The 22,878-nt window shown below is 62.4% G+C and carries 23 protein-coding genes; 4 read left to right on the forward strand and 19 right to left on the reverse strand.

All coding sequences use genetic code 11. The annotated features are described in order from the left end of the window. Positions 1-24 precede the first annotated feature (24 nt). The 19 genes from JFN91_RS11185 to JFN91_RS11270 form a co-directional block, all read right to left on the reverse strand. Positions 25-1,344: a YhjD/YihY/BrkB family envelope integrity protein gene (locus JFN91_RS11185; RefSeq protein ID WP_236015100.1), complete on the reverse strand. Its 1,320-nt coding sequence runs from the start codon at positions 1,342-1,344 to the stop codon at positions 25-27. A gap of 210 nt (positions 1,345-1,554) precedes the next feature. Beyond that, positions 1,555-1,866 (reverse strand): YtxH domain-containing protein, encoded by a 312-nt coding sequence (locus JFN91_RS11190; RefSeq protein ID WP_199389285.1) that lies wholly within the window; start codon positions 1,864-1,866, stop codon positions 1,555-1,557. 4 nt (positions 1,867-1,870) lie between these two features. Beyond that, positions 1,871-2,266 carry a DUF948 domain-containing protein gene (locus JFN91_RS11195; RefSeq protein WP_199389286.1) on the reverse strand — a complete coding sequence of 132 codons (396 nt, stop codon included), beginning with the start codon at positions 2,264-2,266 and terminating at the stop codon, positions 1,871-1,873. 109 nt (positions 2,267-2,375) lie between these two features. Further along, positions 2,376-3,248: a cytochrome C gene (locus JFN91_RS11200; protein WP_199389287.1), complete on the reverse strand. Its 873-nt coding sequence runs from the start codon at positions 3,246-3,248 to the stop codon at positions 2,376-2,378. A gap of 308 nt (positions 3,249-3,556) precedes the next feature. Next, positions 3,557-4,375: an ABC transporter substrate-binding protein gene (locus tag JFN91_RS11205; protein ID WP_199389288.1), complete on the reverse strand. Its 819-nt coding sequence runs from the start codon at positions 4,373-4,375 to the stop codon at positions 3,557-3,559. A 329-nt stretch (positions 4,376-4,704) separates the two neighbouring features. Next, positions 4,705-5,439 (reverse strand): amino acid ABC transporter ATP-binding protein, encoded by a 735-nt coding sequence (locus JFN91_RS11210; protein WP_199389289.1) that lies wholly within the window; start codon positions 5,437-5,439, stop codon positions 4,705-4,707. Between the two features lie 118 nt (positions 5,440-5,557). Then, positions 5,558-6,394, reverse strand: a complete 837-nt coding sequence (gspN, locus tag JFN91_RS11215) for a type II secretion system protein GspN (protein ID WP_199389290.1) — start codon at positions 6,392-6,394, stop codon at positions 5,558-5,560. Then, the gene (locus JFN91_RS11220) at positions 6,395-6,937 is read right to left on the reverse strand and encodes a general secretion pathway protein GspM (RefSeq protein ID WP_199389291.1); all 543 of its coding nucleotides are present in this window, start codon (positions 6,935-6,937) and stop codon (positions 6,395-6,397) included. Next, complete coding sequence (gspL, locus tag JFN91_RS11225; RefSeq protein ID WP_199389292.1) at positions 6,934-8,223, reverse strand: type II secretion system protein GspL; 1,290 nt, start codon at positions 8,221-8,223, stop codon at positions 6,934-6,936. Before gspL ends, JFN91_RS11220 begins: the two co-directional genes overlap by 4 nt. Then, entirely contained in the window at positions 8,223-9,155 is a 933-nt protein-coding gene (gene gspK / locus JFN91_RS11230) for a type II secretion system minor pseudopilin GspK (RefSeq protein WP_199389293.1), read from the reverse strand. Before gspK ends, gspL begins: the two co-directional genes overlap by 1 nt. Beyond that, a complete protein-coding gene (locus tag JFN91_RS11235; protein ID WP_199389294.1) occupies positions 9,152-9,784 on the reverse strand; it encodes a type II secretion system protein GspJ in 633 nt (210 codons plus the stop codon). Before JFN91_RS11235 ends, gspK begins: the two co-directional genes overlap by 4 nt. Beyond that, complete coding sequence (locus tag JFN91_RS11240) at positions 9,774-10,118, reverse strand: type IV pilus modification PilV family protein (RefSeq protein WP_199389295.1); 345 nt, start codon at positions 10,116-10,118, stop codon at positions 9,774-9,776. The genes JFN91_RS11235 and JFN91_RS11240 overlap by 11 nt, the downstream gene beginning before the upstream one ends. Next, a complete protein-coding gene (locus JFN91_RS11245) occupies positions 10,115-10,636 on the reverse strand; it encodes a prepilin-type N-terminal cleavage/methylation domain-containing protein (RefSeq protein WP_199389296.1) in 522 nt (173 codons plus the stop codon). The genes JFN91_RS11240 and JFN91_RS11245 overlap by 4 nt, the downstream gene beginning before the upstream one ends. Positions 10,637-10,733: 97 nt before the next feature. Beyond that, complete coding sequence (gene gspG, locus JFN91_RS11250) at positions 10,734-11,177, reverse strand: type II secretion system major pseudopilin GspG (RefSeq protein WP_328746783.1); 444 nt, start codon at positions 11,175-11,177, stop codon at positions 10,734-10,736. 202 nt (positions 11,178-11,379) lie between these two features. Then, complete coding sequence (locus JFN91_RS21935) at positions 11,380-11,583, reverse strand: hypothetical protein (protein WP_215907361.1); 204 nt, start codon at positions 11,581-11,583, stop codon at positions 11,380-11,382. Between the two features lie 112 nt (positions 11,584-11,695). Beyond that, a complete protein-coding gene (gene gspF / locus JFN91_RS11255; protein WP_199389297.1) occupies positions 11,696-12,898 on the reverse strand; it encodes a type II secretion system inner membrane protein GspF in 1,203 nt (400 codons plus the stop codon). Next, positions 12,879-14,441 (reverse strand): type II secretion system ATPase GspE, encoded by a 1,563-nt coding sequence (gene gspE, locus JFN91_RS11260; RefSeq protein WP_199389298.1) that lies wholly within the window; start codon positions 14,439-14,441, stop codon positions 12,879-12,881. Before gspE ends, gspF begins: the two co-directional genes overlap by 20 nt. A 15-nt stretch (positions 14,442-14,456) precedes the next feature. After that, positions 14,457-16,349, reverse strand: a complete 1,893-nt coding sequence (gene gspD, locus JFN91_RS11265) for a type II secretion system secretin GspD (protein WP_199389491.1) — start codon at positions 16,347-16,349, stop codon at positions 14,457-14,459. A 74-nt stretch (positions 16,350-16,423) separates the two neighbouring features. Beyond that, positions 16,424-17,317, reverse strand: a complete 894-nt coding sequence (locus JFN91_RS11270) for a type II secretion system protein N (protein ID WP_199389299.1) — start codon at positions 17,315-17,317, stop codon at positions 16,424-16,426. Between the two features lie 723 nt (positions 17,318-18,040). Between JFN91_RS11270 and mqnB the strand changes: the two genes are divergently transcribed. The 4 genes from mqnB (at position 18,041) to JFN91_RS11290 (ending at position 22,794) form a co-directional block, all read left to right on the forward strand. Continuing rightward, positions 18,041-18,784 carry a futalosine hydrolase gene (mqnB, locus tag JFN91_RS11275; protein WP_199389300.1) on the forward strand — a complete coding sequence of 248 codons (744 nt, stop codon included), beginning with the start codon at positions 18,041-18,043 and terminating at the stop codon, positions 18,782-18,784. Positions 18,785-19,003: 219 nt separating this feature from the next. After that, positions 19,004-19,861: a 1,4-dihydroxy-6-naphthoate synthase gene (locus JFN91_RS11280; RefSeq protein ID WP_236015101.1), complete on the forward strand. Its 858-nt coding sequence runs from the start codon at positions 19,004-19,006 to the stop codon at positions 19,859-19,861. A gap of 175 nt (positions 19,862-20,036) precedes the next feature. Then, complete coding sequence (locus JFN91_RS11285; RefSeq protein WP_199389302.1) at positions 20,037-22,235, forward strand: PAS domain S-box protein; 2,199 nt, start codon at positions 20,037-20,039, stop codon at positions 22,233-22,235. A 106-nt stretch (positions 22,236-22,341) separates the two neighbouring features. Further along, the gene (locus JFN91_RS11290) at positions 22,342-22,794 is read left to right on the forward strand and encodes a septal ring lytic transglycosylase RlpA family protein (protein WP_199389303.1); all 453 of its coding nucleotides are present in this window, start codon (positions 22,342-22,344) and stop codon (positions 22,792-22,794) included. Positions 22,795-22,878: the final 84 nt, after the last annotated feature.

Here is a 22,878-nt window from a genome sequence, read left to right on the forward strand (position 1 = left end):
TATATGTCAACTGCGTCCCCTTTGTCAACGACCGGGGGGGCGCAGTTCCGGGAAGGCGAGATCCTTCAGGGTGACCTCTCCCAGGGCCGCCGTGACCGCCTGTTCCGACTGGTTCAGAAGGCCCTCGGCCAACTCCTCGCCGGTGATGGCGGCCGAGGCGCCGCGCCTTCTCAGGGAGAGGAGCACGTCGGCGATGGAGACCTGGTCCAGGTCGCGTGCCGGGTAGTAGCTGCCGCGTCCTTCGCCGGCCATGACCACGAAGCCCTGGTCGCGCAGGTGCTCCAGCGTGTTGCGCACGACGCGCAGGGGGACGCCCAGCTTCGCTGCCAGGTGGTTTTCGCCCCAGGCGGGCTCGCCGCGATAGAAGGCGTCCGCTATGTGCCGCAGCGCCGCCAGCGCCACCAGCTCCTGCAGCTCGTGGCTGATCTCGCGCCCCCGGATGTCGCGCCGGAAGGTGCCCCGGTTCTGGTGCGCCGCCACCACCTCCATGCCGAACAGGACGATGATCCAGCTCACGTAGATCCAGACCATCAGGATGGGGAGCGCCGCCAGGGTGCCGTAGATGGCGTTGTAGTTGCCGGCGCCCACCTGGAAGTGGATGTAGGCCCACTGGGCGAACTGCCAGAGCGTGCCGGAGAGTACCGCCCCGATCAGCGCCGAGTCGAAGCGCACCCGCGTGTTGGGCATGAAAACGTAGAGCAGGAAGATGGCGATCCAGACAACCAGGTAGGGGGTGAGCCCCAGGGTGAACAGGAACAGGTCGCCCAGGTAGGTCCATTCCATGATCCAGCCGGTGAGCCACTTGCTGGAGAGCGTGGTGGTGATACTGGTGGCGGCCAGAAGTAGCAGCGGCGCGCTGACCAGGACGCTCAGGTAGTCGCTGAACTTCCGGTAGAAGGTGCGGGTCTCCGGCACCCCCCAGATCACGTTGAAGGCGTCCTCGATGCTGCCCAGCATGCTGATCGCGGTGAAGAGCAGCGCCGCGAGGCCGATGGCGCCCACCGAGCCCATGTTGGTGTTGCCGATGTAGGAGATGACCCGGTTCACCACCTCTTCGTTCCCCGCGGTGACCTGCTTCAGGATCAGGGGCACCAGCCGGTTCTGGGCGCCCAGTCCCTTGAGCACGGAGAAGGCGAGGGCGAGCAGCGGCACCAGGGACAAAAGGGTCGTGAAGGAGAGGGCCGTGGCGCGCAACAGGGCGTTGTTGGCCATGAAATTGGAGAAGGCGAAGCTGGTAAACTGCAACAACCTCATCCCTTTGCCCTTCCAGCCGCCGATGGCTGCCGGGTCGTACTGCCAGATGAGGCCGGGGGAGAACTTCTTCTTATCGTTACTGTCGTTCATATGCTGTGGCACCGCTGCTGCTCGCGGCACACACCCCGCGGGGGGCGGTGCCGGAAAAAGATCACTTGGAAAACCCCGCCCCTAGCGGGAGGGGGGAGGGATGGGGAAGGTGCCATCGTTGTGGAAGTTGGCAGCGTCACCCACCCCTACTTCGGCTGAACCAAAAAAGCCCACCTGTCGGTGGGCTTTTCGGACTGTGGGGCATGGCGCTTAGGCCTGGGTTTTCTTTTCCCGTTCCCGCTCCATGGCCTCCTTGCCGGCCTCTATGGCCGAGGAGATGATGTTCTTCTTCTCCAGCACCAGGTCCTTGCCGTCCTCGTAGCTGGACCTGATCTTGTCCTGCGCCTCGCTGGCGTATTCCTTGATCTTGTCCACCGCGTCGTCGGCCAGATCCTTGATCTTGCCGCGCAGCTCCTCACCGGTGTTCGGCGCGAGCAGCAGGGCGGCCCCTATCCCGACGGCAGCACCGGCCAGGAAAGAGAGCAGCATAGTACCGGTTCCGATATCTTTATCTTTTGACATGGCGTCACCCCCTAATTTTGGATTTGATTATTCTATCAGCAATATACTTGCCTGCAACCTTGGCGCCCGTTATCCAGACCGGAGCGTTGGCCACAAGCTCAGTGGCGATGCCTAATACCTTGTTGATCATGCGGATGTTGTGTCCGGCGTGGCCGAGCTCGCTCAAAAGCATGTTCACGCCTTCGGCATTGGCGGCCGCGGCGCCTGTTACTACCTGCACGTCGGACACCGTGTCACGCAGTTCCTTGACCAGGGGCGTTACTTCCTTTTGCAGCAGGTCGGCGGCACCCTGCAGGGCCAAAGCCGCCTTTTTTAGTTCAGTGAGGACCGGAATGAGGCACAGCGCCAGTACCACGAGAGTCAGCGCCGTCACTGCCGATGTTATCTGTAGAAAGAGCATGCGATCCTCCTGGTGCTACGCGAACTGGTTGTCAGAGGGTTGAAAACAGGGAGGGGCTAAAAAGATCGGGGAGGCCGCATGAGGGCCTCCCCGATTCGCTGCAGGAGTGTTACTTCTTCACCGGCTTGGCCGGTTTGGCCGGAGCTGCCGGCTTGGCCGGGGCGGCTGCCGGGGCCGAGGCGGCTGCGTCACCCCAACGGTTCAGGTCGTGGGCGATGCTGTGGCACTCGCCGCATTTCGGGAACTTCGCCATGATGGCGGCCGGGTGCGGCTTGACGTGGCACTGGGTGCACTGCGGCACCATCTTGTGCTTGGCCTGGTGGCAGTAGACGCAGGCAAGCTTGCTGTGCTTGGCGGTGCTGGAGGTCAAGAGCTTGAACGCCTTGCTGTGGCAGGCGGCGCACATTTTCGACGGGGTGTCGGACTTGTAGGTCACGTCAGCCGGCTTGTGGGCCTGGTGGCAGACCTTGCAATCCTTGGCGGTCATGTCGTTGGCGTGCGGCTTGTGGCACTGGGTGCACTCCGGAATGCGGCCGTGGACGTTGTGGCAGAAGGAGCAGTTCAGGGCACTGTGCTTGCTCTTGAAGGAGCGCAGCTGCTCGATCTGACCGGTGTGGCAGGTCAGGCACGGGTCGGTGACGTTGTTGCCAAACTTTATGACCTTCGGGGTATGGGGGTTGGAGTGGCAGCCCAGGCAGCCCTGGAGTTTGAAGTGCGGCTTGCCTTCGTGGCACTGGCTGCACTGCGGGATCGGCTTCTTAACCTTGGGCGGGTGCCCGACGTGACAGTCCTGGCAGGTCACCTCGGTTTTGTGCTTGCCGCCTGCAGCTGCGATATCCTTGGGCGGCTGCTCATGACACTTCACGCAGTCCGCGCTGGTCAGCACCGCCGTAGGTTGTGCAGGACCGGCAGCGGCAGCGGTTCCCACGAATGCGAACAGCGCCAGGGCCGATACAAGGTTGAAAAGTTTTGCTACTCTCATTGCCCCCTCCTTGGTATTAAAACAGAGTTAATTTTAAGCATGGATTTATATAACGTCTTGAGGTGAATTGTCAAGGGTTTAGGCACTAAAACAGCCCCCTTGATCAAGCTTTAGCGCCATACTAACTACAGTCCAAGCTGATCGATATCGGTAAAGGTACTGTGCGGGGATGGGGCGACAATGAGAGAGGCGTGGATAAAGAAGCAGCGTAGCGCGTTTTTTACACTGTTTCTTGAGCCGAAGCGGTGATATTGCGGCGGTGTAAGAGACGTGCGGCCTCCCCGGGAAGGGGAGGCCGCATGGGGAGGCTACTTGTCAGCGGTGATCTTGAAGGTGCGGCGGAGCGGGGTGGCGGTTTTGGGGCCGAACCACTTCTCGAAGATCTTCTTGGCTTCGCCGTTTTTCTCCATCTCGAGCAGGGTTTTGTTGACGAAAGCGACGAAGTTCTTGTCGTCCTTCCTCATGCCCAGGCCGTAGGGCTCCTCGGAGATCTGCAGGTTGGGGATCTCGAACTTGTTCTTGTTGGGCGCCTTGCCCAGGATGCCGGCGAGGATGGACTCGTCGGTGGTGACTGCCGCCACCTTACCCTGCTGCAGCGCCAGGAATGCCTGCGGGTAATCGTCGAAGGAGAGGATGGTGGCGGTGGGGATCGCCTTGGCCACGTTCTGCTCCGAGGTGGAGCCTTTGGCGGTGCCGATCTTCTTGCCTTCCAGGTCCTTGAGGGTTTTCACCGCGCCCTTCTTGGTGATGAACTTCTGGCCGGTCAGGAAGTAGGTGTAGCTGAAGTCGATTTGCTTGGCGCGCTCCGGGTTCTTGGTCATGGTGGCGGCGATGATGTCGATGTTGCCTTCCATGAGCTGCGGCATGCGGGAGGCCGAGGTCACCGGTTTCAGTTCCAGCTTCACGCCCAGCTTCTTCGCGATGTACTTGCAGAAGTCGATGTCGTAGCCCACGATCTCGCGGGTCTTCTCATCCACGTAGCCGAAGGGGGGCAGCGAATCCTTCACGCCGGCCACGAGGACTCCTTTCTTCTTCACCTCGGCCAGGGTGTCCCCGGCCGCCAGTGCGGCATGAGCCATGATGCCGACCAGTGCAACAGCAGCAAACAGCGTCCACAGTTTTTTCATCAGTGTTCCTCCTTTTGAATGAATAAAACCCGTTCAACGTTCAAGGTTCAACGTTCGACGGAGTGAAAACGTACCGGATTATACCAAAGTGACTTGTACCTGCATCCTTTCAGGCAAAAAAAATAAGAATCGATGCCGTTCAACGTTCAAGGTTCAACGTTCGACACGGTGAAAGCGCACAGACAAAGATCACAGTGACTTGCACGCACATCTTCCCCGCAAAAAAAGCTGCAACTGCAGAAGCCATAGCTGGGCCCACGCATCGTGGGGTGAGTTTAACGTCGAACGTTGAACGTTGAACCTTGAACCTTGAACGGCCGTTCAGGCGGTTAGTGCATGGGAGAGAGCAGCTGTTTCAGGAACTGCTGCGCCCGTTCGTGTTGCGGGTTCTTGAAGAACTGCTCGGGAGCGGCCTGCTCCAGTATGGTCCCCTGGTCCATGAAGACGACACGGTGGGAAACCTCACGGGCAAAGCCCATCTCGTGGGTAACGACGACCATGGTCATGCCGCTTAGCGCGAGCTTCTGCATGACGTCGAGCACTTCGCCGATCATCTCGGGGTCGAGCGCGGAGGTGGGCTCGTCGAAGAGCATGATACGCGGCTTCATGGCGAGAGCACGCGCGATGGCTACACGCTGTTGCTGGCCGCCGGAAAGCTGGGCGGGGTAGGCGTCGCGCTTCTCGCCGAGGCCGACGCGTTCCAAGAGCGCCATGGCCTGCTCCTGCGCCTCTGCTTTGGGAGTCTTGCGGATCTTGATGGGGGCCAGGGTGATGTTGGCGAGTACGGAAAGGTGAGGGTAGAGGTTGAACTGCTGGAAGACGAAGCCGACCTCGGCACGCAGCTTGTTGATGTCGAGCTTCTTGTCGCTCAGGTCCTTGCCGTCGACGATGAGCGTTCCCCGGTCGATGGGCTCAAGCTGGTTCACGGTGCGGATCAGGGTGGACTTGCCGCTGCCGGAGGGGCCGCAGACTACCATGACCTCGCCGGGCTTCACGTGGAGGTTGATGTCGTTCAGCACGTGCAGCTGCTTGAACCACTTGTGGACGCCTCGGAATTCGATCATGGGTTGCTCCCGCTCGGTTAAGACCTGCGCGACCGCGCTCTCATTACCTTCATCTTAAGTAACGATGGCGACAAATGCAACCCAATTTTTGATTTATTCAAACTGCGTTTTGGGAAGGTTACAGAGACGGGTGGGCCAGGGTGCCGAGGATGGGGACCTTGAAGGCGCCTGGGGACGTCTGGTACTTGGTGAGCAGTAAAAACACGAACTTCTGGCGCTCCAGGAAGGAGGGCTTGGGCATCATCTCCATGGTCAGGTTGAGCGGTGAGGCCCCGACGGGGGTGCCGAGCACGGTGTCGCCGGAGAGTCGCACGTAGATGCCGTCGCCGTTTAAGGTAAAGCTTTTTAAAACGGCGCGTCCCTTGTCGATCTTGAGGGCGCCGCGCACCTCGCGGTAGGCCGCGTCGGGAAGCGGCATGGAGCCGATCTTGACGCCGGCGACCTCGGCGGCCCGCACCTCCAACTGCAGGTCACCGGTCCCCCCGCCTTTGTTCGCTTCCATTTTGCCGGTGAGCTTCAGTTCACCCCTGACCTTGGCCTCGGCGACGGTGGTGAAGAAGGGGATGTCCTCGAGCCGCACGCCGCGGCACTGCATGCTCCACCCCTTGCCCTTGCCGAGGTCGAGTTCTCCCTGCGCGGTTCCGGCGCCGATGCTGCAGCGGTAGGCGACGCGCACGTGGCCGGTCAGAAGCGGCAGCAGCTCCAGCCGCACCTTCACCAGGCTCAGCTTGAGGATGGCGCCTTTCTCGGAGCCGAGTTCGACCTTGTCCGCACTGATCCCAAGGGGAAAGCTCTTGCCGAAGCCGGCGCACTCCAGGGTGTAGCCCGCGTTCTCGGCCGCCCGGACCAGCACCCCTTTGATGGCGTGGTTCGGGGTGAACAAAAGCGTCAAGAGCAGGAACAAAATGAGCGCTGCGGGAACGCCGCAGGCAAGGTAGAGGGTGCGTCTGTTCATCTATTTCCCCGCCGGTGCCGGCTTGATCAGGGCAATGGTGAGCGTCAGGTCGAGCTTGGATGGGTCGTCGAACCTCTGCTTGATGAGGGCCTTCTTCACCGTTACCGGTCGGGCTCCTTTTTCCAAACGGTAGATCAGGTTGACTGCCTCATTGGCGGAGAGCCCTTCCATGCGCAGTTCCGCCGCGTCCTCGACGTATCCGGGGATGTCATCCCCCTTGACCGACTTGATCTGGCTGGCGCGTCCCTTGATGCCGATCTCTTCCACGATCTTGGCGGGGGAGTCGTCGGGCTTGGTGGCCATGAGCCGGTTGGCCAGGCGCTGGGCGCCCTGGTTCGCCTCCTGGTAGCGCAGCTTCAGGCGCATCATCTCGGCGATGTCCGCCTCGCGGGCGGCCCGCTTTTTCTCGAGGGCCGAGATCCTGCTGTTGGCGGCGGACAAAAGAACGATAATGGCCAGCACCACGGCGATGGCGATGCCTATGCGCTGCCGGGTACGCTGGTCCAGCCCTTGCAGAAGGGTGGTCATCTCTTCGCGGCTCATCGGGTCACCCCCTTCATCTTCCCGCTCAGGGTGAAGGTCACGCTGCCGTCGGGACGGGACTTGGTCTCACCGACCTCGGCCCCCTCCAGGATGGCGGCGGCACGGGTCTTCAGGTCCCCGGCTGCCTGCACGCTCTTCGCGTCCCCTTTCAGGCGCACGTCTGGGCCCGTCACCTCGGTTTCGTAGATGCCGAAGACGTCGTCCCCCTTGACCAGGGCCACGTCGTTCAGGAGTTTCAGGACGTTGCTGGAGGTCTTGGCGCCTTCCAGACGCTTGATCTCGGAGCGGAGTTCCGCCACCTCGTCTACCGCCTTTTTCCGGGTCGGGAACACTTCCTTGTAGATGCCGGTGATGGTGCGGTCCAGCGAGGCGAGGTCGCGCTTGACCAGGTAGTAGCGCACGCCGCTTTCGGCGAAGATGAGCAGCACCAGGGCGGCGGCCAGCATCATGCTCACCTTCAGGCGCTGGTACAGCTTTTCCGTGGCCGCGGTGTAGGCGAGCGGGCCGCGGCGCAGGTTGACAGCGGAGTTGTCCGCCACTGCAGCCGCAAGTGCGTAGGCGCCGGCCAGGTCGTGGGCCGCGCGCGGGTCGTCGCCGAAGGCCTCGAAGAGTCCCTTGGTGGAGGGAGAGACGGTGTCGTGCTGCTGCGTGCCCGGGTTATGCGAGATCACTCGTTCCACGCGCACACCGCGGGAGAGCTCCAGGGCGGCAACGGTGCGCTGGAGGTCGGCGTCGGTGGCGTTGGGCGGCAAGGCGCGGAAATAGATGGGGGTGCCGTCGCTGTAGGCGGCAACGGCCTCGCCGTCGCTCGCGGCGACGGTCCCGACGGCGGGAACGAGCTTGTCCCAGTGGAAAGCCGATGCCGTCACCACTTCCGGTTCGAGTCCCGCTTCCTTCAGGAGTTCGATCTTCTCGGAAAGCTCCTGGATCCGGCCCCAGACCGCCAGTACTTTGCCGCCGGCAAGGGGGAGGGCGTCGAAGGCCAACTGGTCGGTGTCGAGGGCGGTCTCCCCTTTCAATTCCAGCGGGAGGAGTTCGCGGACCTTGGCGCGGTCGCTGATGGGGAGCTCCAGCTCCCTCATGAACAGCGTGGAGGGGGGGAGGGCGAGGACCACCCGGTGTTCACCGGCGGCGAGCGAGCTTCCGTCCAGGATGCGGGAGAGTTCCCCCCCCTCACCCGAAAGCGGGTGCCGTTCGGCGGAAACGAAAGTCGCTCCGCCTTTCTTGGCCCTGAAACTGGCCAGGACCAGCTCGGTCCTTTTCAGTTGTACGATCAGCATGTCCATCAATATTCTCTCCAGTAAAGGATCGTAGGCCGGGGGGCATCCACATTTGTTACCACGGCCTCTACGACGCTGATGCTTTCACCGACTTTCCCCTCGGAATGGATGCGGTAGATGGATCCCTTGCAGGCCACTTTAGTGGCCAGTGCCGTGGTGAGGGGGCTGTTGCCGAGTACATCGGCCAAGGTCTTGATTACCTTGGTTTTCCTGTACTCGAGTATCTGGGCCACCTGGTCCCCTTTCAGGAGGTCTTCGTGCAGCGACAGCAGCACCTCCTTGGGGGCTGTGTTGATGTTGATCGGTGCGGGGATGCCGTTTGCCGTCCCGTACACGGTCACAAAACCCTTGAGCTTGGCAAGGATCTCCGGGGTGAATCCCTTGACCAGAGCCAGCTCTTCCATGGTTTCCAGCAGGTTGTTATGCACCTGGTAGGGCGGCTTGAGGTTGCTGTAATAATTCTTCTCAGCACCGCTTGGCCGCGGCTCCTGGTTGGTATCCACCCAATCCGCCAGGGGCTCGTACAGGTCCCGCGATAGCTTGAGGTTGTCGAATAGCCTCAACAGAGCGTCCCGGTAGAAGGTATCTCCGAGGACCCCCGTCAGCGACGCGGTGGAGTTCAGATCTATTTTGCCGCTCTCCTCCTCGATGGTCACGGTGACCGTGCCGTTGTCGGCGTCGAAGCTGTGCGGCTGCGCCCACGGTTCCAGCAGAGAACTGTACTGTTCGCCTCCCCTCAACATGCCGGAGTACGCGAGCAGCTTCAGGGCGCCGTCAACGCCGGATTCGGCCAATATTCCCGCCTGCTGCGATGCAACGAAGTTGTGGCTGTGCGAGGTGTCCACGTAGACCTCGTTGACGAACTCAGCCAGCAGCGCCACGAGGAGCGTGGTCACGATAAGGGCTATGACCAGGGCGAATCCCTTTTGCCCCCTCATGGAGTCTTCCTCAGGGTGGCGATGGTACTGAAGACCTCTCCCCCCTTGACCGTTACCGTAACCCTCACCTTGTCCGGCAGCTTGTTGTTCAGCGCCGTGTCCCAGGTCTTGACCCACTTGGCCCCATCCCAGCATTCGACCAGAAAGCCTTCCATCTGATCGATCACCTGGTAGGGAACGGACTTGACGCTGGTGTCGAGGTAGAGGTCGCGGGACTCGCGCAGCAGGTCAAGCTGCTCCTTGCCGTCCTTCTCGCTCTCTTTGACCGCGTAACGCACCACCATGACATCGGAGGCGGGCGCCGGATCGATGCGGGGCGGGGTAAGCGCGGTGAACTGCAGCAGCGAGGCGGGCTTGCCGAAACTGTCGCGGTCCTCCACCACGAAATGGAGTCGCTGGGAATTCGGGTCTGCGCCGATGGCCAAGCCTTTATAGAAGGTGGAGGCCAGCTCGTTGTGCAGCTTCCCCAGCGTCGTCGAGAGCTCCCGGCGCTCCTCCATCCGGGTGCCCCCCTTTTCGCGCGCGGCCACCACGGAGAAGTAGGTGCCGTACAGGGCGCCGGCGAGGATCACCAGCAGCGCCAGGGCGATCAGGAGTTCTATCAGGGTGAAGCCCTTGTTATTGCACATTTTGCGGTGCGTATTGCACAAGTGACAGCCTTTTCGTGTCGTTGCCCCAGGTGACGGTGAGCCGGATCATGTTCAGCCCCGGGATCTCGGTCTTGGTAATCTCGCGCTCCCACTTGTGATCGGGGTGGTCGGGGGCGAAGTCCCCCTTCTTGTCAGCCTTCTTGGCGAATTCCGGATCTTCCAGCTTGGCGCGCCCCAGGAGCACCGCGGTGGTCTCTTCCTTGTCCGACGAGATCCGGGCCAGGTGGTGGTTCACCGAGGAGATCACCGTCAACAGGACACCGGCGGTGATGGCGAGGGCGATCATCACCTCCAGGAGGGTGAAACCTCTCACGAACTCACCTCCTGGTAGCCGTCCTGCACCGTCACTTTGCCGCCGGAAGGGTTGGCGATCACGGTGTAGTGCTGGTTGCCCCCCTTCAGGTGGATGGTCACGCCGTCCGCCACGCCGCCCGGTCCGAAGGGGATGATGACCTCTCCTTCCGTCACCATGCCGAGGGCGGGCACGCTCACATCCTCGATGTCGATCCCGTCTTCGATCAGGCGCCTCCCCATGAACTGGTCTCCCGGCTGCAGCTCTTGGCCGGAAGGGGAGAGTTCGGTGATGCGGGTGGTGTTCTCGCCCAGGTGCAGGTGCAGGCGGTAGACCTTCTTGGTGATGATGGCCTGGTCGTTCAGGAACCTGAGCCCGCTGGCCAGGTTGCGCGCCGAGCTCTTCAAGCGGGTCCCCTCCGGTTCCGGGAGCCGGGGCAGCACGATGCCCGCCGCGAGGGCGATGATGAAGATCACCACCATCAGCTCCAAGAGAGTGAAGCCGGCCTCCCGACGATCGCGGCTTTTACATTTGCTCATCAGTCCCAAGTGCGGTTCTTTCCTCTTGCGCAGCATGAAGGCGGGCGAATATTTATTCGCCCCTACGGTGCATCCTCGGGTGGTCCAGTCCTGCGACCTACTTCATGCTCCAGCTTTCGATGTCGGCGTTCTTGCCTTCGCCGCCGCGCGCGCCGTCGGCGCCGTAGGAGGAGAGGTCGTAGTCGCCGTGTTCGCCGGGGGAGAGGTAGACGTAGTCGTTGCCCCAGGGATCCTTGGGCACGTTCTTGTTCTCCAGGTATCCTTCCGCCTTGTAATTGTTGGGGACCTTGCCGGTGGTCGGCTTGGTGACCAGCGCCTGCAGCCCCTGCTCGGTGGTCGGGAAGCTGCCGGTATCCAGCTTGTAGAGTTTGAGTGCCGTCTCGATGTTGCGGATCTGGACCTTGGCGTCGGCCACCTTGGCATCGTCGCTGCGGCCGATGATCTTCGGACCGACCAGGACTGCCAGAAGGCTCAGGATGACGATGACCACCATCAGTTCGATCAGGGTGAAGCCGCGGCTGTCTTTCATTGTTTTCAGCATTTCAAGAACCCTCCTATATCAATCGGATTGTATTTAAATAGTGGTGCAGCGGTCGATCAGCGCTGCGATAACGTCAGCTCTCGTTTCCCAAGCTGGAACTTGGGAACGAGAAATAGGCTATCAGCCCTGCACGCGCTCCAGCGTTAGCTCTCGTTCCCAAGCTCCAGCTTGGGAACGTCCGGCCGATGTTGAAGCTCCAGCTTCAACTCATCGGATCAACATCTATGATTCCCGCTCCCTGAAAGTAATTGGCGGCGCTGGAGTAAACCCAATGCTCCGGCGAGGAGACGAGCCCGCGGCGTACCGGATTGTAGCGCGCCGAGGTGAAAAGAGGGATCCACTCCACAATGGTGGACGTCACAAAGTAAGTGCTGCTCCCGTCACCGGCTTTGTAGCGGCTTCTCACGCCAACTCCTTCAAAGCTGGAGCTTTCTACCGCATTGCGTTCCCAAGCTGGAGCTTGGGAACGAGAGAAATCCCCCTCGATCCCCCCTTGTGAAAGGGGGAGGACATTCTACTCATTTCACCAGCTGGTTCAGTTGCATGATGGGGAGCAGGACGGCGATGACCATGAAGCCGATGGTGAGCCCCATGCCCAGGATCAGCATCGGCTCGAGCAGCGCCATGGAACGGGTTACCTGCGCGTTGAACTCCTTCTGGAAGGCGTCGCCCGCCTTGATCAGCATGGCGTCCAGCTCGCCGCTCTTCTCACCGACGGCGGTCATGTGGGTCAGAAGCGGCGGGAAGAGCGGGCTCGTTTTAAGAGCGCCGGAAAGGCTCCCCCCCTGGATCAGCGACTCGCGCGCCTCGGCCAGGAACGACTTGTACTCCCGGTTCACGACGGCTTCGCCGGTGATCTCCATGGCCTTGATAATGGGAACACCGCTTTGCAGCAAAAGACCTAGCACCTTGGCAAAGCGCGACAGTACCAGGCGCCGCCAGAGCTGGCCCGCCATGGGGAGCTTGAGCAGGAACCGGTCGCGCTTGTGCAGGAACTCCTCGTTGGTCTTGGCCCGCTTCCAGGCTGCGACGGCAGCCAGGGCCAGCGCGCCCATGATCCACCAACCCTTTCTCACCGCGGTGCTCGCCTTGATGAGAAGGACCGTCACCAACGGCAGGGTGGCCTTGTTGCTCTCGAAGACGGCGGAGATCTTGGGGACCACGAAGCCAAGAAGCACCATCATGACGCCGATCCCTACCACCACCATGATGGCTGGGTAGATGAGGGCGGTGATGACCCGGCTGCGCACCTCGGCCTGGTCCTCCTGGAACTCGGCCAGACGCTCCAGCACCACCTCCAGGGCGCCGCTCGCCTCGCCGGCGGCGACCATGCCTATGTAGCTTTCGGAAAATACCTGCGGCTCGGCGGCCAGCGCCTGCGCCAGTCCCTGGCCCTCGGCGAGCCGGTCCCGCACCCGCCCGAGCACCCGCTTCAGCTCACCCGGCGCCTCCTGTTCCCACAGGGTCGCCACCGCCTCGTACACCGGCACCGCGCTCCCCAAGAGGGTGGCGAGCCTTCTCGTGGCAAGGGACAGGTCGGGGACGCTGACGCCTGACTTGAGCGCCCAGCGCGAACCGGCCTCGGCGGCGGCGGCGATCTCCTTGGCGAAGAGCCCCTTCTGCTTCAACTGCAGCCGTGCTTCGCTCTCGCTGGCGGCGTCCACCGTGCCGGCGACCTCGGCCCCCTTCTGGTTGAATGCGCTATAGCGAAAGGTCGGCATAGTCGTCCTGGGTCACCCTCAGGACCTCCTCGATGGTGGTGATCCCGGCCGCCGCTTTCATCAGCCCGTCTTCGCGCAGGGTGCGCATCCCCTTGGAGACGGCGTACTCCTTGATGGCGCCGGAGGATGCCTGGCGGATGATCATGGAGCAAAGTTCCGCGTCGATGGGGAGCAGCTCGTAGATGCCGACCCGGCCGATGGTGCCAAGGTTGAAGCACTTCTCGCAGCCGCGGCCGCGGTACAGGACCGGCGGCAGTTCGACGCCGGGGTAGCTGCGGTCGGGTGTATAGGATTCCTTGCAATGCGGGCAGATCACCCGTACCAGGCGCTGCGCCAGCACCGCGGAGAGCGACGAGGCAACCATGAAGGGCTCGATCCCCATGTCGATCAGGCGCGTGACGGCGGTGGCGGCGTCGTTGGTGTGCAGGGTGGAGAGCACCAGGTGGCCGGTGAGCGACGCCTGCATGGCGATCTCGGCGGTCTCGGCGTCGCGGATCTCGCCGATCATGACGATGTCCGGGTCCTGCCTGAGGATGGAGCGCAGGCCGTTGGCGAAGGTGAGGTCGATCTTCGGGTTGACCTGGATCTGGCCCACCCCCTTCAGCTGGTACTCGATCGGGTCCTCGACGGTGATGATGTTCTTCTCCGGCGAGTTGATCTGGGAGAGCGCCGCGTAGAGCGTGGTGGTCTTGCCGCTGCCGGTCGGGCCGGTGACCAGGATGATGCCGCTGGTGCGGGACAAGAGCCGCTCCATGAGGAGGTCGTTCTTGTCGGAGAGCCCGATCTCCTTCAGGGAAAGGACGCCGCGCTGCTTGTCCAGGAGCCTTAACACCACGCGCTCGCCGAAGAAGGTCGGGATCAGCGACACGCGGATGTCGACGTCGCGGCCGGCGACTTTCACGCGGATGCGGCCGTCCTGCGGCAGCCTCTTCTCGGCGATGTTCAGCCCCGACATGATCTTGACGCGGGAGGTGAGCGCTTCCTGGATAACCTTCGGGGGGGAAAGCATCTTGTAGAGCAGGCCGTCGATCCGGAAGCGGACCTCGAGCTCGCGCTCGAACGGCTCGATGTGGATGTCGCTGGCGCGCTCCTTGACGGCCTGGAACAGGATCGAGTTCAAGAGCCGGATCACCGGCGCCTCGTCGGTCAGCTCCATCAGGTCGCGCGGCTCGTTGAACGAGGTGGCCAGGGTGGAGAGTTCCTCCCCCTCGAGTTCCTCGACTACTTCCTGCGCCGAGCCGGAGAGCCGGGAATAGAGGCGGTTCACGGCGTCGATGAGGACCGGCTGGGGCACCACCACGGTGGAGACCGGGAGCTGGAACAGACCGGCCATCTCGTCCACGGCCAGAAGGTTGGCCGGGTCGGCGCTGGCGGCGATCACCGTCCCCCCCTCTTCACGCAGCGGCAAGAGCAGGTTGTTGCGGGCGAAGTTGAGCGGCACCCGGTTCACCAGGGCGCCGTCCACCTTGGAGTCGTCGATCTCGGCCTGGAAGGGGAGGCCGAGACGTGCCGCTATGCTTTCTATATCAAGCGTTTCTGCCATGGAGTATGTCCGCCGTTACTGGTTGCGAATTTCGGGCTTGTCCGCGGTCACGGACTTCGGCTTTTCCTCGAGGGCGCGCTCCAGGTTGAAGGGAGCGTTGTTCTTTACCGCCTCGGAGAAGTTGTTCCTCTGGGTCACCGAAACCTCGGCCAGGTCACGCGCGTCCTTGATGATGCGCGGGGTGAGCATGATCAGCAGGTTGGTCTTGTCGCGCTTGGTGCTTTTGGACTTGAAGAGCCAGCCCAGGCCCGGGATGTCACCCAGAAGCGGAACCTTGCTTTCGGTCTCCTGGTCGGTGTCCTGGATCAGGCCGCCGATGAGCACTGTGTCGGTGTTCTTCACCACCACCGAGGTCTTCGCGGAGCGCTTGGTGCTGCCGAGGCTCGGGTCGGTCGCGGTGCCGAAGTTCTTGACCGCGGAGATCTCCTGGTAGATGTCGAGCTTCACGTACTCGCCTTCGCTGATCTGGGGCTTGATCTTCAGGATGATACCGGTGTCCTTCCTTTCGATGGACTGCTGCGAGAGTCCGGTCGAGGTGAGGTTGGTGCCCGAGACGAAGGGGACGCTTTCACCCACGAAGATCTCGGCCTCCTTGTTGTCGCTGGTCATGATGTTGGGCGTGGAGAGGACGTTCAGCGCGCCGTTGGTCTGCAGCGCCTGCAAGACGACCGGGACGTTGATCTTGCCCAGCGTCACGTCCATGCCCAGGGTCTTGGCCGCCGCGGCGGTGGTGGTGAGGCCGGCCACGGTGCCGAAGGGGTCGAAGGTGCCGATGGTGGCCACGGTGCCGTTGGAGCCGGCGCCGATGACGCCGATCTGGACCCCGAGGTCCTTGGCCCGGTTCACGGATACCTCGGCGATCATCGCCTGGACGAAGACCTGGCGGCTTCTGCGGTCCAGCTTCTGGATCACCTGCAGCAGGTTCTGGTAGTCGGTCGGGGAGGCCATTACCACCAGCGAGTTGGTCGCCTTGTCCGGGGTGATGGTGATCTTGCCCCCCTCGAACACAGCCTGCTGCGGTGCCGCCGCCGTGCCCGGAGCGCCGGACGTCGCGGTCGGAGTTCCTTTTACCAGCCCTTCCAGCACCTTGGCCACCTCGGTTGCCTCGGCATTTTCCAGGTAGTAGACGTTGACCTTGCTGCTGGTGGTGGGGGGGACCACGTCGACCAGCGCGATCAGTTTCTTGATATCGGCCTTGTCCTTGTCGGAGCCGAAGATGATCAGTGCGTTCAGCCTGGCGTCGGCGACCACGGGTACGTTGCCGGCCGAGGGGCCCGCGCCGGCTGCGGTCTTGCCGCTTTGTTTGCCGGAGAGCCAGTCCTTGACCAGGGTGGCCACGCTGTCGGCCGCCGCGTTCTTGAGGAACACCAGCTCGGCCCCTTCGCGCACCTGGTCGGTATCGATGTGTTTCAGGATGCCCAGGATTTTCTGAATGTTGTAGGCGGAGTCCACCACGAGGATCAGGTTGGCTGCGCCGAAGGCGGAGATCTGCCCGTCCTTGGAGACCAGGGGCTGCAGGAAGGTGACCGCGTCTTGGGGGGCGACGTGCTCGAGCTGGATCACCCGTGCCTGGTAGGTGTCGTTGACAACCCCTTTGTCGCCGTCGCTCAAGACCTTCATCCCGGCCTGCTTGGCGGCCGCGGTCGGGACGATCTTCATCACCTTGCCCGCCGGCACCACGGTGAAGCCCTTCAGTTCCAGGACCGAGGTGAAGACGTTGTAGGCCTCCTCGTTGGAGAGTTTGGCCGGGGAGAAGACCGAGATCTTGCCCTTGACCCGTTCGTCCATGATGAAGTTTTTGCCGGTCAGGTCGCTGATGAATTTCACCATGGTGGCGATGTCCACGTCGGTGAAGTTGAGCACGACCCCTTTGGCAAATACCAGGGTCGGTGCGGCGATCAGGAACATGAGCAACGCGGCGATGCGGGCGATTCTGATTTTCAAGGAAAACCCTCCGAGAGGCAGATTGAAATCTAACTGCTTCACCTTATGTCATACGTGAATGTCGTTGGCTGGCCGTCGCGGATCAGGTCGAGCTTGATCCGGCTCTGCCCCTTGAGCGACGCGAAGGACTGGATCGCCTTCTCCGGCGAGTCGATGGGGAAATCGTTCATGCGCAACAGTACGTCGCCGTTTTTGATGCCGACGGTGCCGAAGATCCCCTGCGGCTTCACCTCGGAGGCACGGAATCCCTCCACCTTGCCGTCCTTCATGCTGGGCAAAAGGCGCGCGTCGGTCATGGCCTGGCCGATGTTGTCCAAAGCCGAATTCAGGGCGCGCTGGTCGATGACGTAGTTGCCTCCACCGCCGGCAGTGGCCAGGCCGCCGCCGACACCGGCGGGCGCTGCCACGGGAGCCGCTGCGGCTTCGGCCGCCGCGGCCATCGGCGTCAGGATTTTCACCCGCTTGCCCCCCACCAGGATCTCGGCCACGTCCTTCTTGACCGACACCAGCGGGCCCGCCGAGAACACCGTGTCCCCTAGCCTGAAGACACGCTCCTCGTGGCTGGAGTTCTTCAACACCAGTGCGAACGTCTCACGGAAGGAGCCGACCGCGGTCCCCAAGAGGACCAGGTCACCTACCGCCGCCGGTGGGGGCGCGGCCGCCGCGGGCCCACCGGCCGCCTGCTGCTGCAGCGGAGTCAGTCTTCCCTGGGTCGCCTTGCCGAAAAGCCCCCGCTCCAGAATGGGCGCGAAACCGGACAGGTCCTGGCTTCCGGCCGGCGTGGCCGCAGCCTGTGTCGCGACCTGCTTCGGCGCGGTCCTGGGGTACAGGGCCGCAATCTTGACGCTCAGCAGATCCGCTGCGATGAGCGCCGCGACTGCGGTGATGGCGAGGCCAAGAGTAAGGTTCAGGGGGAGAATCCAGCGCGGCATGAAAGACCCTTCTTTGCGAGTAGTTGGAACTGAGCGAATATATTAGATGCCCTTGACTTATGCAACAAAAAAGGGGGTCCCGACGCCCCGATTTCGGGCATCCTGGCGGCTCCCCTTTCCCCCTCTCACCTTGGCGTTGATACCATCCGGCTCAGGGACCACCGTCACGACGGCTCACGAGGGAAGACAGGATAATGAGAGCCTACGGTTCCCGTGCTTTAACCAAGCGCCACCATTATCAGCAAAAGCTGTGCCGCCGCTTCTGGAGCGACGATGCGGGGAACATTGTAGCAGATGAGGTGTGATTTGCCGCTGTTTTTTCCAATGAAGAAGCCGGCGCAGGGAGGAGGGGGACACTGCCGGCACCAGGAATATGTCCCGAATGGAGCACATTTTTTGACAGGTGACGGTTATTTGACTGGTGACGCAATGACGCAAAGCAGGCAAAGCGTCCAAAACTATAAGAGCCAAAAGCTTCAACGTGAAGACGCAGAGGCGCCAAGACGCTGAGCAGAAAACAGTGAAGTAAAAACTGGACCCTTAAAACGTTTTGTTTCTACCAATAGCTTTTCTTTGCGCCTTTGCGGCTTTGCGTTAAATCATGCTTTACGTCTTTAAGGCTTTAAAGCCCAAAATCGATTTTGTAACGTGACGCGACAGTCGTTGAAGTCGCCTTCTCTGCTGTGCTACACTCGCGCATCGAAAACGTGCAGGGAGCAGCGCATGAGCCGCATCATCGTCACCGCATCTACCCGGTTGGAACTCTCGGAACTGCTGGCCGCTACCTCGGCCTCCGCGCTGCCGGACGCAGGGCATGTGCCGCTGTACCGCACCGAGATGAGGGGGACGGAGATCCTGTTCGCCCTGACCGGGATCGGCAAGGTGAACGCCGCCAGCGCCGTGACCCTGCTGTGCGAACGCTACGCCCCCGACCTCATCATCAATACCGGTTGCGGCGGCGCCTTTGCCGGGGCCGGCCTCGCCGTGGGCGACCTCGCCGTGGCCGACAGCGAGTACCTGGCCGACGAAGGGGTCAGGACCCCCGACGGCTGGCGCGGACTCGACCTGATCGGCATTCCCGTGTACGAGGGGAGAGGGGAGAGGCTCTTCAACCGGATCCCGCTGGACCGGGAGATGGCCCGCCGCGCCCTCGACTGCGCAACCGTCGGCGGCTTCGACACGGTGCTGGGGCCCTTCCTCACCGTTTCCACCTGTTCCGGCACCACCCGGCAGGGGGAGGAACTGCTGCGGCGCTTCCCCGGGGTCTGCGAGAACATGGAGGGGGCTGCCGTGGCACAGGTGGCGCTCATGTACGGCGTTCCCTGCCTCGAGGTGCGCGGCATCAGCAACATGGTGGAGGACAGGGACCTGTCCCGCTGGGACCTCAAGCGCGCGGTGGGGCAGGTGCAGCGCTTCCTGGCCCTTTACCTCGCGCAGGTGGCGGACAACCGTCCCGGCATGCGCTGAACGAAGTTTCTGCCTCCCCCCGTCCTTGTTCCAGTCTAAGGGATCTCCCCGCCAGAACTTCTAATTGGACTATGAGCGTTTCGTTAACCTTTTCTTGCACGGCATGCGGGCTGATTGTATATTGGTGAGTCTTAAATGTGCCGGCTTTGCCGCTGGACGCGCCGGCAGTCGTGCCGCCGCCGCGGTAAACAGGGAGTGTAGCAACGGATGGATGCAGTTATGCCAGTAAAACAGGATCAGCAATCGGGACCGGTACTATCCCTGGGCTTTTCGCCATGCCCTAACGATACTTTCATCTTTGACGCCTTGATCCACGGGCGCGTCGACTGCGGTTTCGGGTTCCGGGAGCAGTTGGAGGACGTGGAGACCCTGAACCGGATGGCGCTCGAGTCGGTGCTGGACGTTTCCAAGGTTTCCTACCACCTCCTGGGGCACATCCTGAAGGACTACCTGCTGCTTAGAAGCGGGGGGGCCCTGGGGCGCGGTTGCGGACCGCTGGTTGTGGCGCGCGGACAGGTGGATCCCGCCACCCTGGCCGGCAAGCGGGTCGCCCTGCCCGGGCGCTACACTACGGCTGCGCTGCTGCTGCGGCTTTTCAACCCCACCCTGACCGATTTCATCTATCTCCCGTTCCACGAGATCATGGCGGCGGTGGCCGATGGTTCGGTGGCCGCCGGAGTCATAATCCACGAGTCCCGTTTCACCTACCAGGAGTACGGCCTGTCCAAGGTGGTCGACCTCGGTGAGTGGTGGGAGCGGGAAACGGGGCATCCCATTCCGCTGGGGGGGATTGCGGCCAAACGCTCCCTGGGAAGGGACGCGCTGCTGAGGCTCGAGCAGGGGTTAGCGGACAGCGTCGAGTACGCCTTCGCCCATCCCGGTGCGGCCCGCCCCTACATCCGCGCCCACTCCCAGGAGATGAGCGACGCGGTGTGCGACGCCCATATCGGGCTCTACGTGAACGACTTCTCCCGCGGCCTCGGAGTCGAAGGTGAAGCGGCTGTCCGCCTGCTGCTGGGGCGCGCGGCGGCAGCGGGGATCGTTCCCTCCTGGCAGGAACCGCTGCTCATTTCCTGAGGGGACTGGCTCCGCCAGGTGCCTGTCCCCTTAGGGCTTGGGTAAGGTGGGTGGGCGGAATGGAGCGTTCCGCCAGAGGGACTGGCACCTAACCGGAGCCAGTCCCTTCGTCTCAAGTTATCTTCTTTTCCGCCGAAAGGTGCAAAAGCTGTCTTAGCATCGTGGAGGATTCCAGATGACCAAGCCGTTCAACTGGAAGCGGCACATAGGCGTGGCCCTCGGTTTCATCGCCGCATTCTGGGTCGGGGACGCCCTGCTCGACGCCACCATCATGGGGCGGGAGCCCTTTCTGCAGCAGATTCACGATCCCAACTCCTATGAGTTGTGGATGCGGACCTTCTACGCCTGCCTGCTCGGCGCCTTCTTCGCCTCCCTTTCCGTGGTGACCGAGCGGGGACGCAGGGTGGAGACGGCGCTGCGCCACTCCGACGACCTTTCCCAGATCTTCCTGGGATCATCCCGTGACGCAATCTGTGTCCTGAACACCACCGACTACACCATCGTCAACTGCAACGGCGTCTTTCTCGCCAACTACGGCTTGACCGAAGAAGGGGCCAGGGGGGCCAACTTTTCGGAACTGGTGGCGCGCCAGGGGCTCGCCGACCAGATCATGAGCCTTATCTCCGACTGCACCTGTAGCGGCACCGCCCTTAACAGTGAGATCTGCTACGGCGCGCAGGACGGGGAAATCCGTTACGAGGACATCTCGGTGCACCCGATCGGGGACTTGGTGCAGGGGGTGCGCAGGGTGCTCTTTGTGGCACGGGACATCACGGTGCGCCGCACCTCCCAGCAGCGGCTGGAAGAATCCGAGGCGCGCTACCGCGCCATCTTCGAAGACACCGGGACGGCCATGGCCATCGTCCTCCCCGACGGGACGCTGCAGATGGTGAACCGCGGCTTCGCGGCACTTACCGGCCTGTCCCGGGAGGATCTCGAGGGAAGGAGGCTTTGGACGGAGTTCATCGGCTGCTGCGACAGCGACGGGTTCTCCCCTGCGAAGGAGGATGCCCACCCCGACTCGCCGCGCCGCAGCTTCGAGGTCCAACTCTCCGGCAAGGAAGGCACCCGGACCATGGCCGGCAACTGGGCCGTCATCGAGGGGACCGACCGCTCGGTGCTCTCCCTGGTGGATATCAGCGCCCACAAGGAAGTCGAGGAGGCGCTCAGGGAGAGTCGGGCCACGCTCGCCGTGGCGCAGCGCATCGCACGCCTGGGCAACTGGGACTGGGACCTCGGCAGCGACACCCTCACCTGGTCCGACGAGATGTACCGCATCTACGATGCCGATCCGGCCTGCTTCGTCCCGTCTCACGAGCTGGTGCTGCAGGCGGTGCACCCCCAGGACCGGGAGCAGGTGATCCGCTCCGTGAACGACGCCATCTACAACCGCAAGGCCTATCAGATGGACTACCGGATCGTGCTCCCCAACGGCTCGATGCGCACCCTTTCCGCACGTGCCGAAGTGACCTACGACGCCCAGGGCAAGCCGCTGCACATGCTGGGGACCGCCCAGGACATCACCTGGCGCCTCGAGGCCGAGCAGGCCCTCCGGAACTCCGAGGAGAAGTTCTCCAAGGCATTCCACGCCTCTCCGGACTCCATCGTCATCACCCGCGCCGAGGACGGCACCTACATCGACGTCAACGAGGCCTTCCAGGAGATCACCGGCTACAGCCGCGACGAGGTGATCGGCCGGACCTCCACCGAACTCATGCTCTGGGCCGACCCCGACGCGCGCATGGTGATGCTCAAGCTCTTGAACGAGCACGGCCACGTGCGCAACCTCGACGTGCGCTTCCGGGTCAAGTCCGGCGAGATCCGCGAACTTTTGTGGTCGGCCGACGTGATCGAGTACCAGGGTGAGGCGTGCCTGATCGCCATCTCCCGCGACGTCACCGACCAGCGCCAGATGGAGCGGGAACTGCTGGAAAGCGATGCCCGCCTCTACATGAAGCACGAGGAGTTGAAGAACGTCTTCCACCAGATGGAGGGGATCCGGCGCGAGTGGGAGGAGATCATGGACTGCATCTCCGACATGTTCATCCTGGCCGACCAGTTCGGCAAGATCCGGCGCTTCAACCGCGCCGTAGAAACTTTCACCGGCATGGCGCACCGGGACATCGTCGGCAGGGATTGCGTCGCCTTCCTCGAGCAGCACGGCCTCAAGGAGCACCTGGAGTCCCCGGGAGTGGAACTGCTGCACAAGCCGACCGGCAAGTGGTTCGTGGTCAAGCGGCATGCCTTCCCGCCGGAGGTGGACGGCTCGGCGCGCGAAGTGGTGATCATTAACGACACCACCACCATCGGCCGGCGCCAGCGTGGCGCGCAGCCCGTCGAAGCCGTGCCGGCGCAGGGTCAAACGGCCGGGTAGATAAACCACGCAAGATTAATGGCTTACCCGGCGCGATGCTCATTGGAACTTGACTCTCGGGTTAGAACGTGTTATACGAATGCCTCGCCCAACAAAGGAGGTGCGCATGGCATCATCCGAGCGGAGCGGCAGGCTGGTACGGATAATCGTCCTGGCTCTGATGCTCCTCCCGATCCACACGCTTCCCCTGCTGGCTGCAGAACAAGTAGCAAAACCGGTAGTAGAAAAGGCAGAACCGCAAGAAAAGTCGGTGGTGAAAAAACTGGTTGGCATAGCCTCCTACTATGCCAAGAAGTTCCACGGAAGAGCGACCACGTCGGGAGAGCGGTATCATCCGGAAAAGATGACCGCCGCCCACCAGAGTCTTCCGCTGGGCACCAAGGTTCTGGTCAGGAACCTCGCCAACGACAAGGAAGTCACGGTTGTCGTCAACGACCGTTGCCGTAAGAAGGGGTTCCCCTTCATCGACCTGTCACGGGCCGCGGCAAGGAAACTGGGATTCCTCGGGGAAGGCAAGGCCAAAGTGGCCATCATCCCGCTGACCGACGACGAATCCTAGCAACATCAAAATACAATCTGGGCGAACAGAGAAAAAGGCCGGGGGCTTGTCCCCCGGCCTTTTTTCTTCTAAGGGACAGCAGAA

This window comes from Geomonas anaerohicana, from assembly GCF_016458305.1.
In the GTDB taxonomy this organism is placed as follows: Bacteria; Desulfobacterota; Desulfuromonadia; order Geobacterales; family Geobacteraceae; genus Geomonas; species Geomonas anaerohicana.

What these genes read in the sequence shown, in the direction of transcription:
- JFN91_RS11190 (WP_199389285.1), bottom strand. Translation starts at nt 1,866, where the DNA reads ATGTCAAAAGATAAAGATATCGGAACCGGTACTATGCTGCTCTCTTTC.
- gspD (WP_199389491.1), bottom strand. Translation starts at nt 16,349, where the DNA reads ATGTTCCTGATCGCCGCACCGACCCTGGTATTTGCCAAAGGGGTCGTG.
- JFN91_RS11220 (WP_199389291.1), bottom strand. Translation starts at nt 6,937, where the DNA reads ATGAGCCGCGAAGAGATGACCACCCTTCTGCAAGGGCTGGACCAGCGT.
- JFN91_RS11200 (WP_199389287.1), bottom strand. Translation starts at nt 3,248, where the DNA reads ATGAGAGTAGCAAAACTTTTCAACCTTGTATCGGCCCTGGCGCTGTTC.
- gspE (WP_199389298.1), bottom strand. Translation starts at nt 14,441, where the DNA reads ATGGCAGAAACGCTTGATATAGAAAGCATAGCGGCACGTCTCGGCCTC.
- JFN91_RS11280 (WP_236015101.1), top strand. Translation starts at nt 19,004, where the DNA reads ATGCCAGTAAAACAGGATCAGCAATCGGGACCGGTACTATCCCTGGGC.
- gspF (WP_199389297.1), bottom strand. Translation starts at nt 12,898, where the DNA reads ATGCCGACCTTTCGCTATAGCGCATTCAACCAGAAGGGGGCCGAGGTC.
- JFN91_RS11245 (WP_199389296.1), bottom strand. Translation starts at nt 10,636, where the DNA reads ATGAGCAAATGTAAAAGCCGCGATCGTCGGGAGGCCGGCTTCACTCTC.
- JFN91_RS11290 (WP_199389303.1), top strand. Translation starts at nt 22,342, where the DNA reads ATGGCATCATCCGAGCGGAGCGGCAGGCTGGTACGGATAATCGTCCTG.
- JFN91_RS11270 (WP_199389299.1), bottom strand. Translation starts at nt 17,317, where the DNA reads ATGCCGCGCTGGATTCTCCCCCTGAACCTTACTCTTGGCCTCGCCATC.
- gspL (WP_199389292.1), bottom strand. Translation starts at nt 8,223, where the DNA reads ATGGACATGCTGATCGTACAACTGAAAAGGACCGAGCTGGTCCTGGCC.
- JFN91_RS11195 (WP_199389286.1), bottom strand. Translation starts at nt 2,266, where the DNA reads ATGCTCTTTCTACAGATAACATCGGCAGTGACGGCGCTGACTCTCGTG.
- mqnB (WP_199389300.1), top strand. Translation starts at nt 18,041, where the DNA reads ATGAGCCGCATCATCGTCACCGCATCTACCCGGTTGGAACTCTCGGAA.
- JFN91_RS11205 (WP_199389288.1), bottom strand. Translation starts at nt 4,375, where the DNA reads ATGAAAAAACTGTGGACGCTGTTTGCTGCTGTTGCACTGGTCGGCATC.
- JFN91_RS11235 (WP_199389294.1), bottom strand. Translation starts at nt 9,784, where the DNA reads ATGTGCAATAACAAGGGCTTCACCCTGATAGAACTCCTGATCGCCCTG.
- JFN91_RS11285 (WP_199389302.1), top strand. Translation starts at nt 20,037, where the DNA reads ATGACCAAGCCGTTCAACTGGAAGCGGCACATAGGCGTGGCCCTCGGT.
- gspG (WP_328746783.1), bottom strand. Translation starts at nt 11,177, where the DNA reads ATGCTGAAAACAATGAAAGACAGCCGCGGCTTCACCCTGATCGAACTG.
- JFN91_RS11185 (WP_236015100.1), bottom strand. Translation starts at nt 1,344, where the DNA reads ATGAACGACAGTAACGATAAGAAGAAGTTCTCCCCCGGCCTCATCTGG.
- gspN (WP_199389290.1), bottom strand. Translation starts at nt 6,394, where the DNA reads ATGAACAGACGCACCCTCTACCTTGCCTGCGGCGTTCCCGCAGCGCTC.
- gspK (WP_199389293.1), bottom strand. Translation starts at nt 9,155, where the DNA reads ATGAGGGGGCAAAAGGGATTCGCCCTGGTCATAGCCCTTATCGTGACC.
- JFN91_RS11210 (WP_199389289.1), bottom strand. Translation starts at nt 5,439, where the DNA reads ATGATCGAATTCCGAGGCGTCCACAAGTGGTTCAAGCAGCTGCACGTG.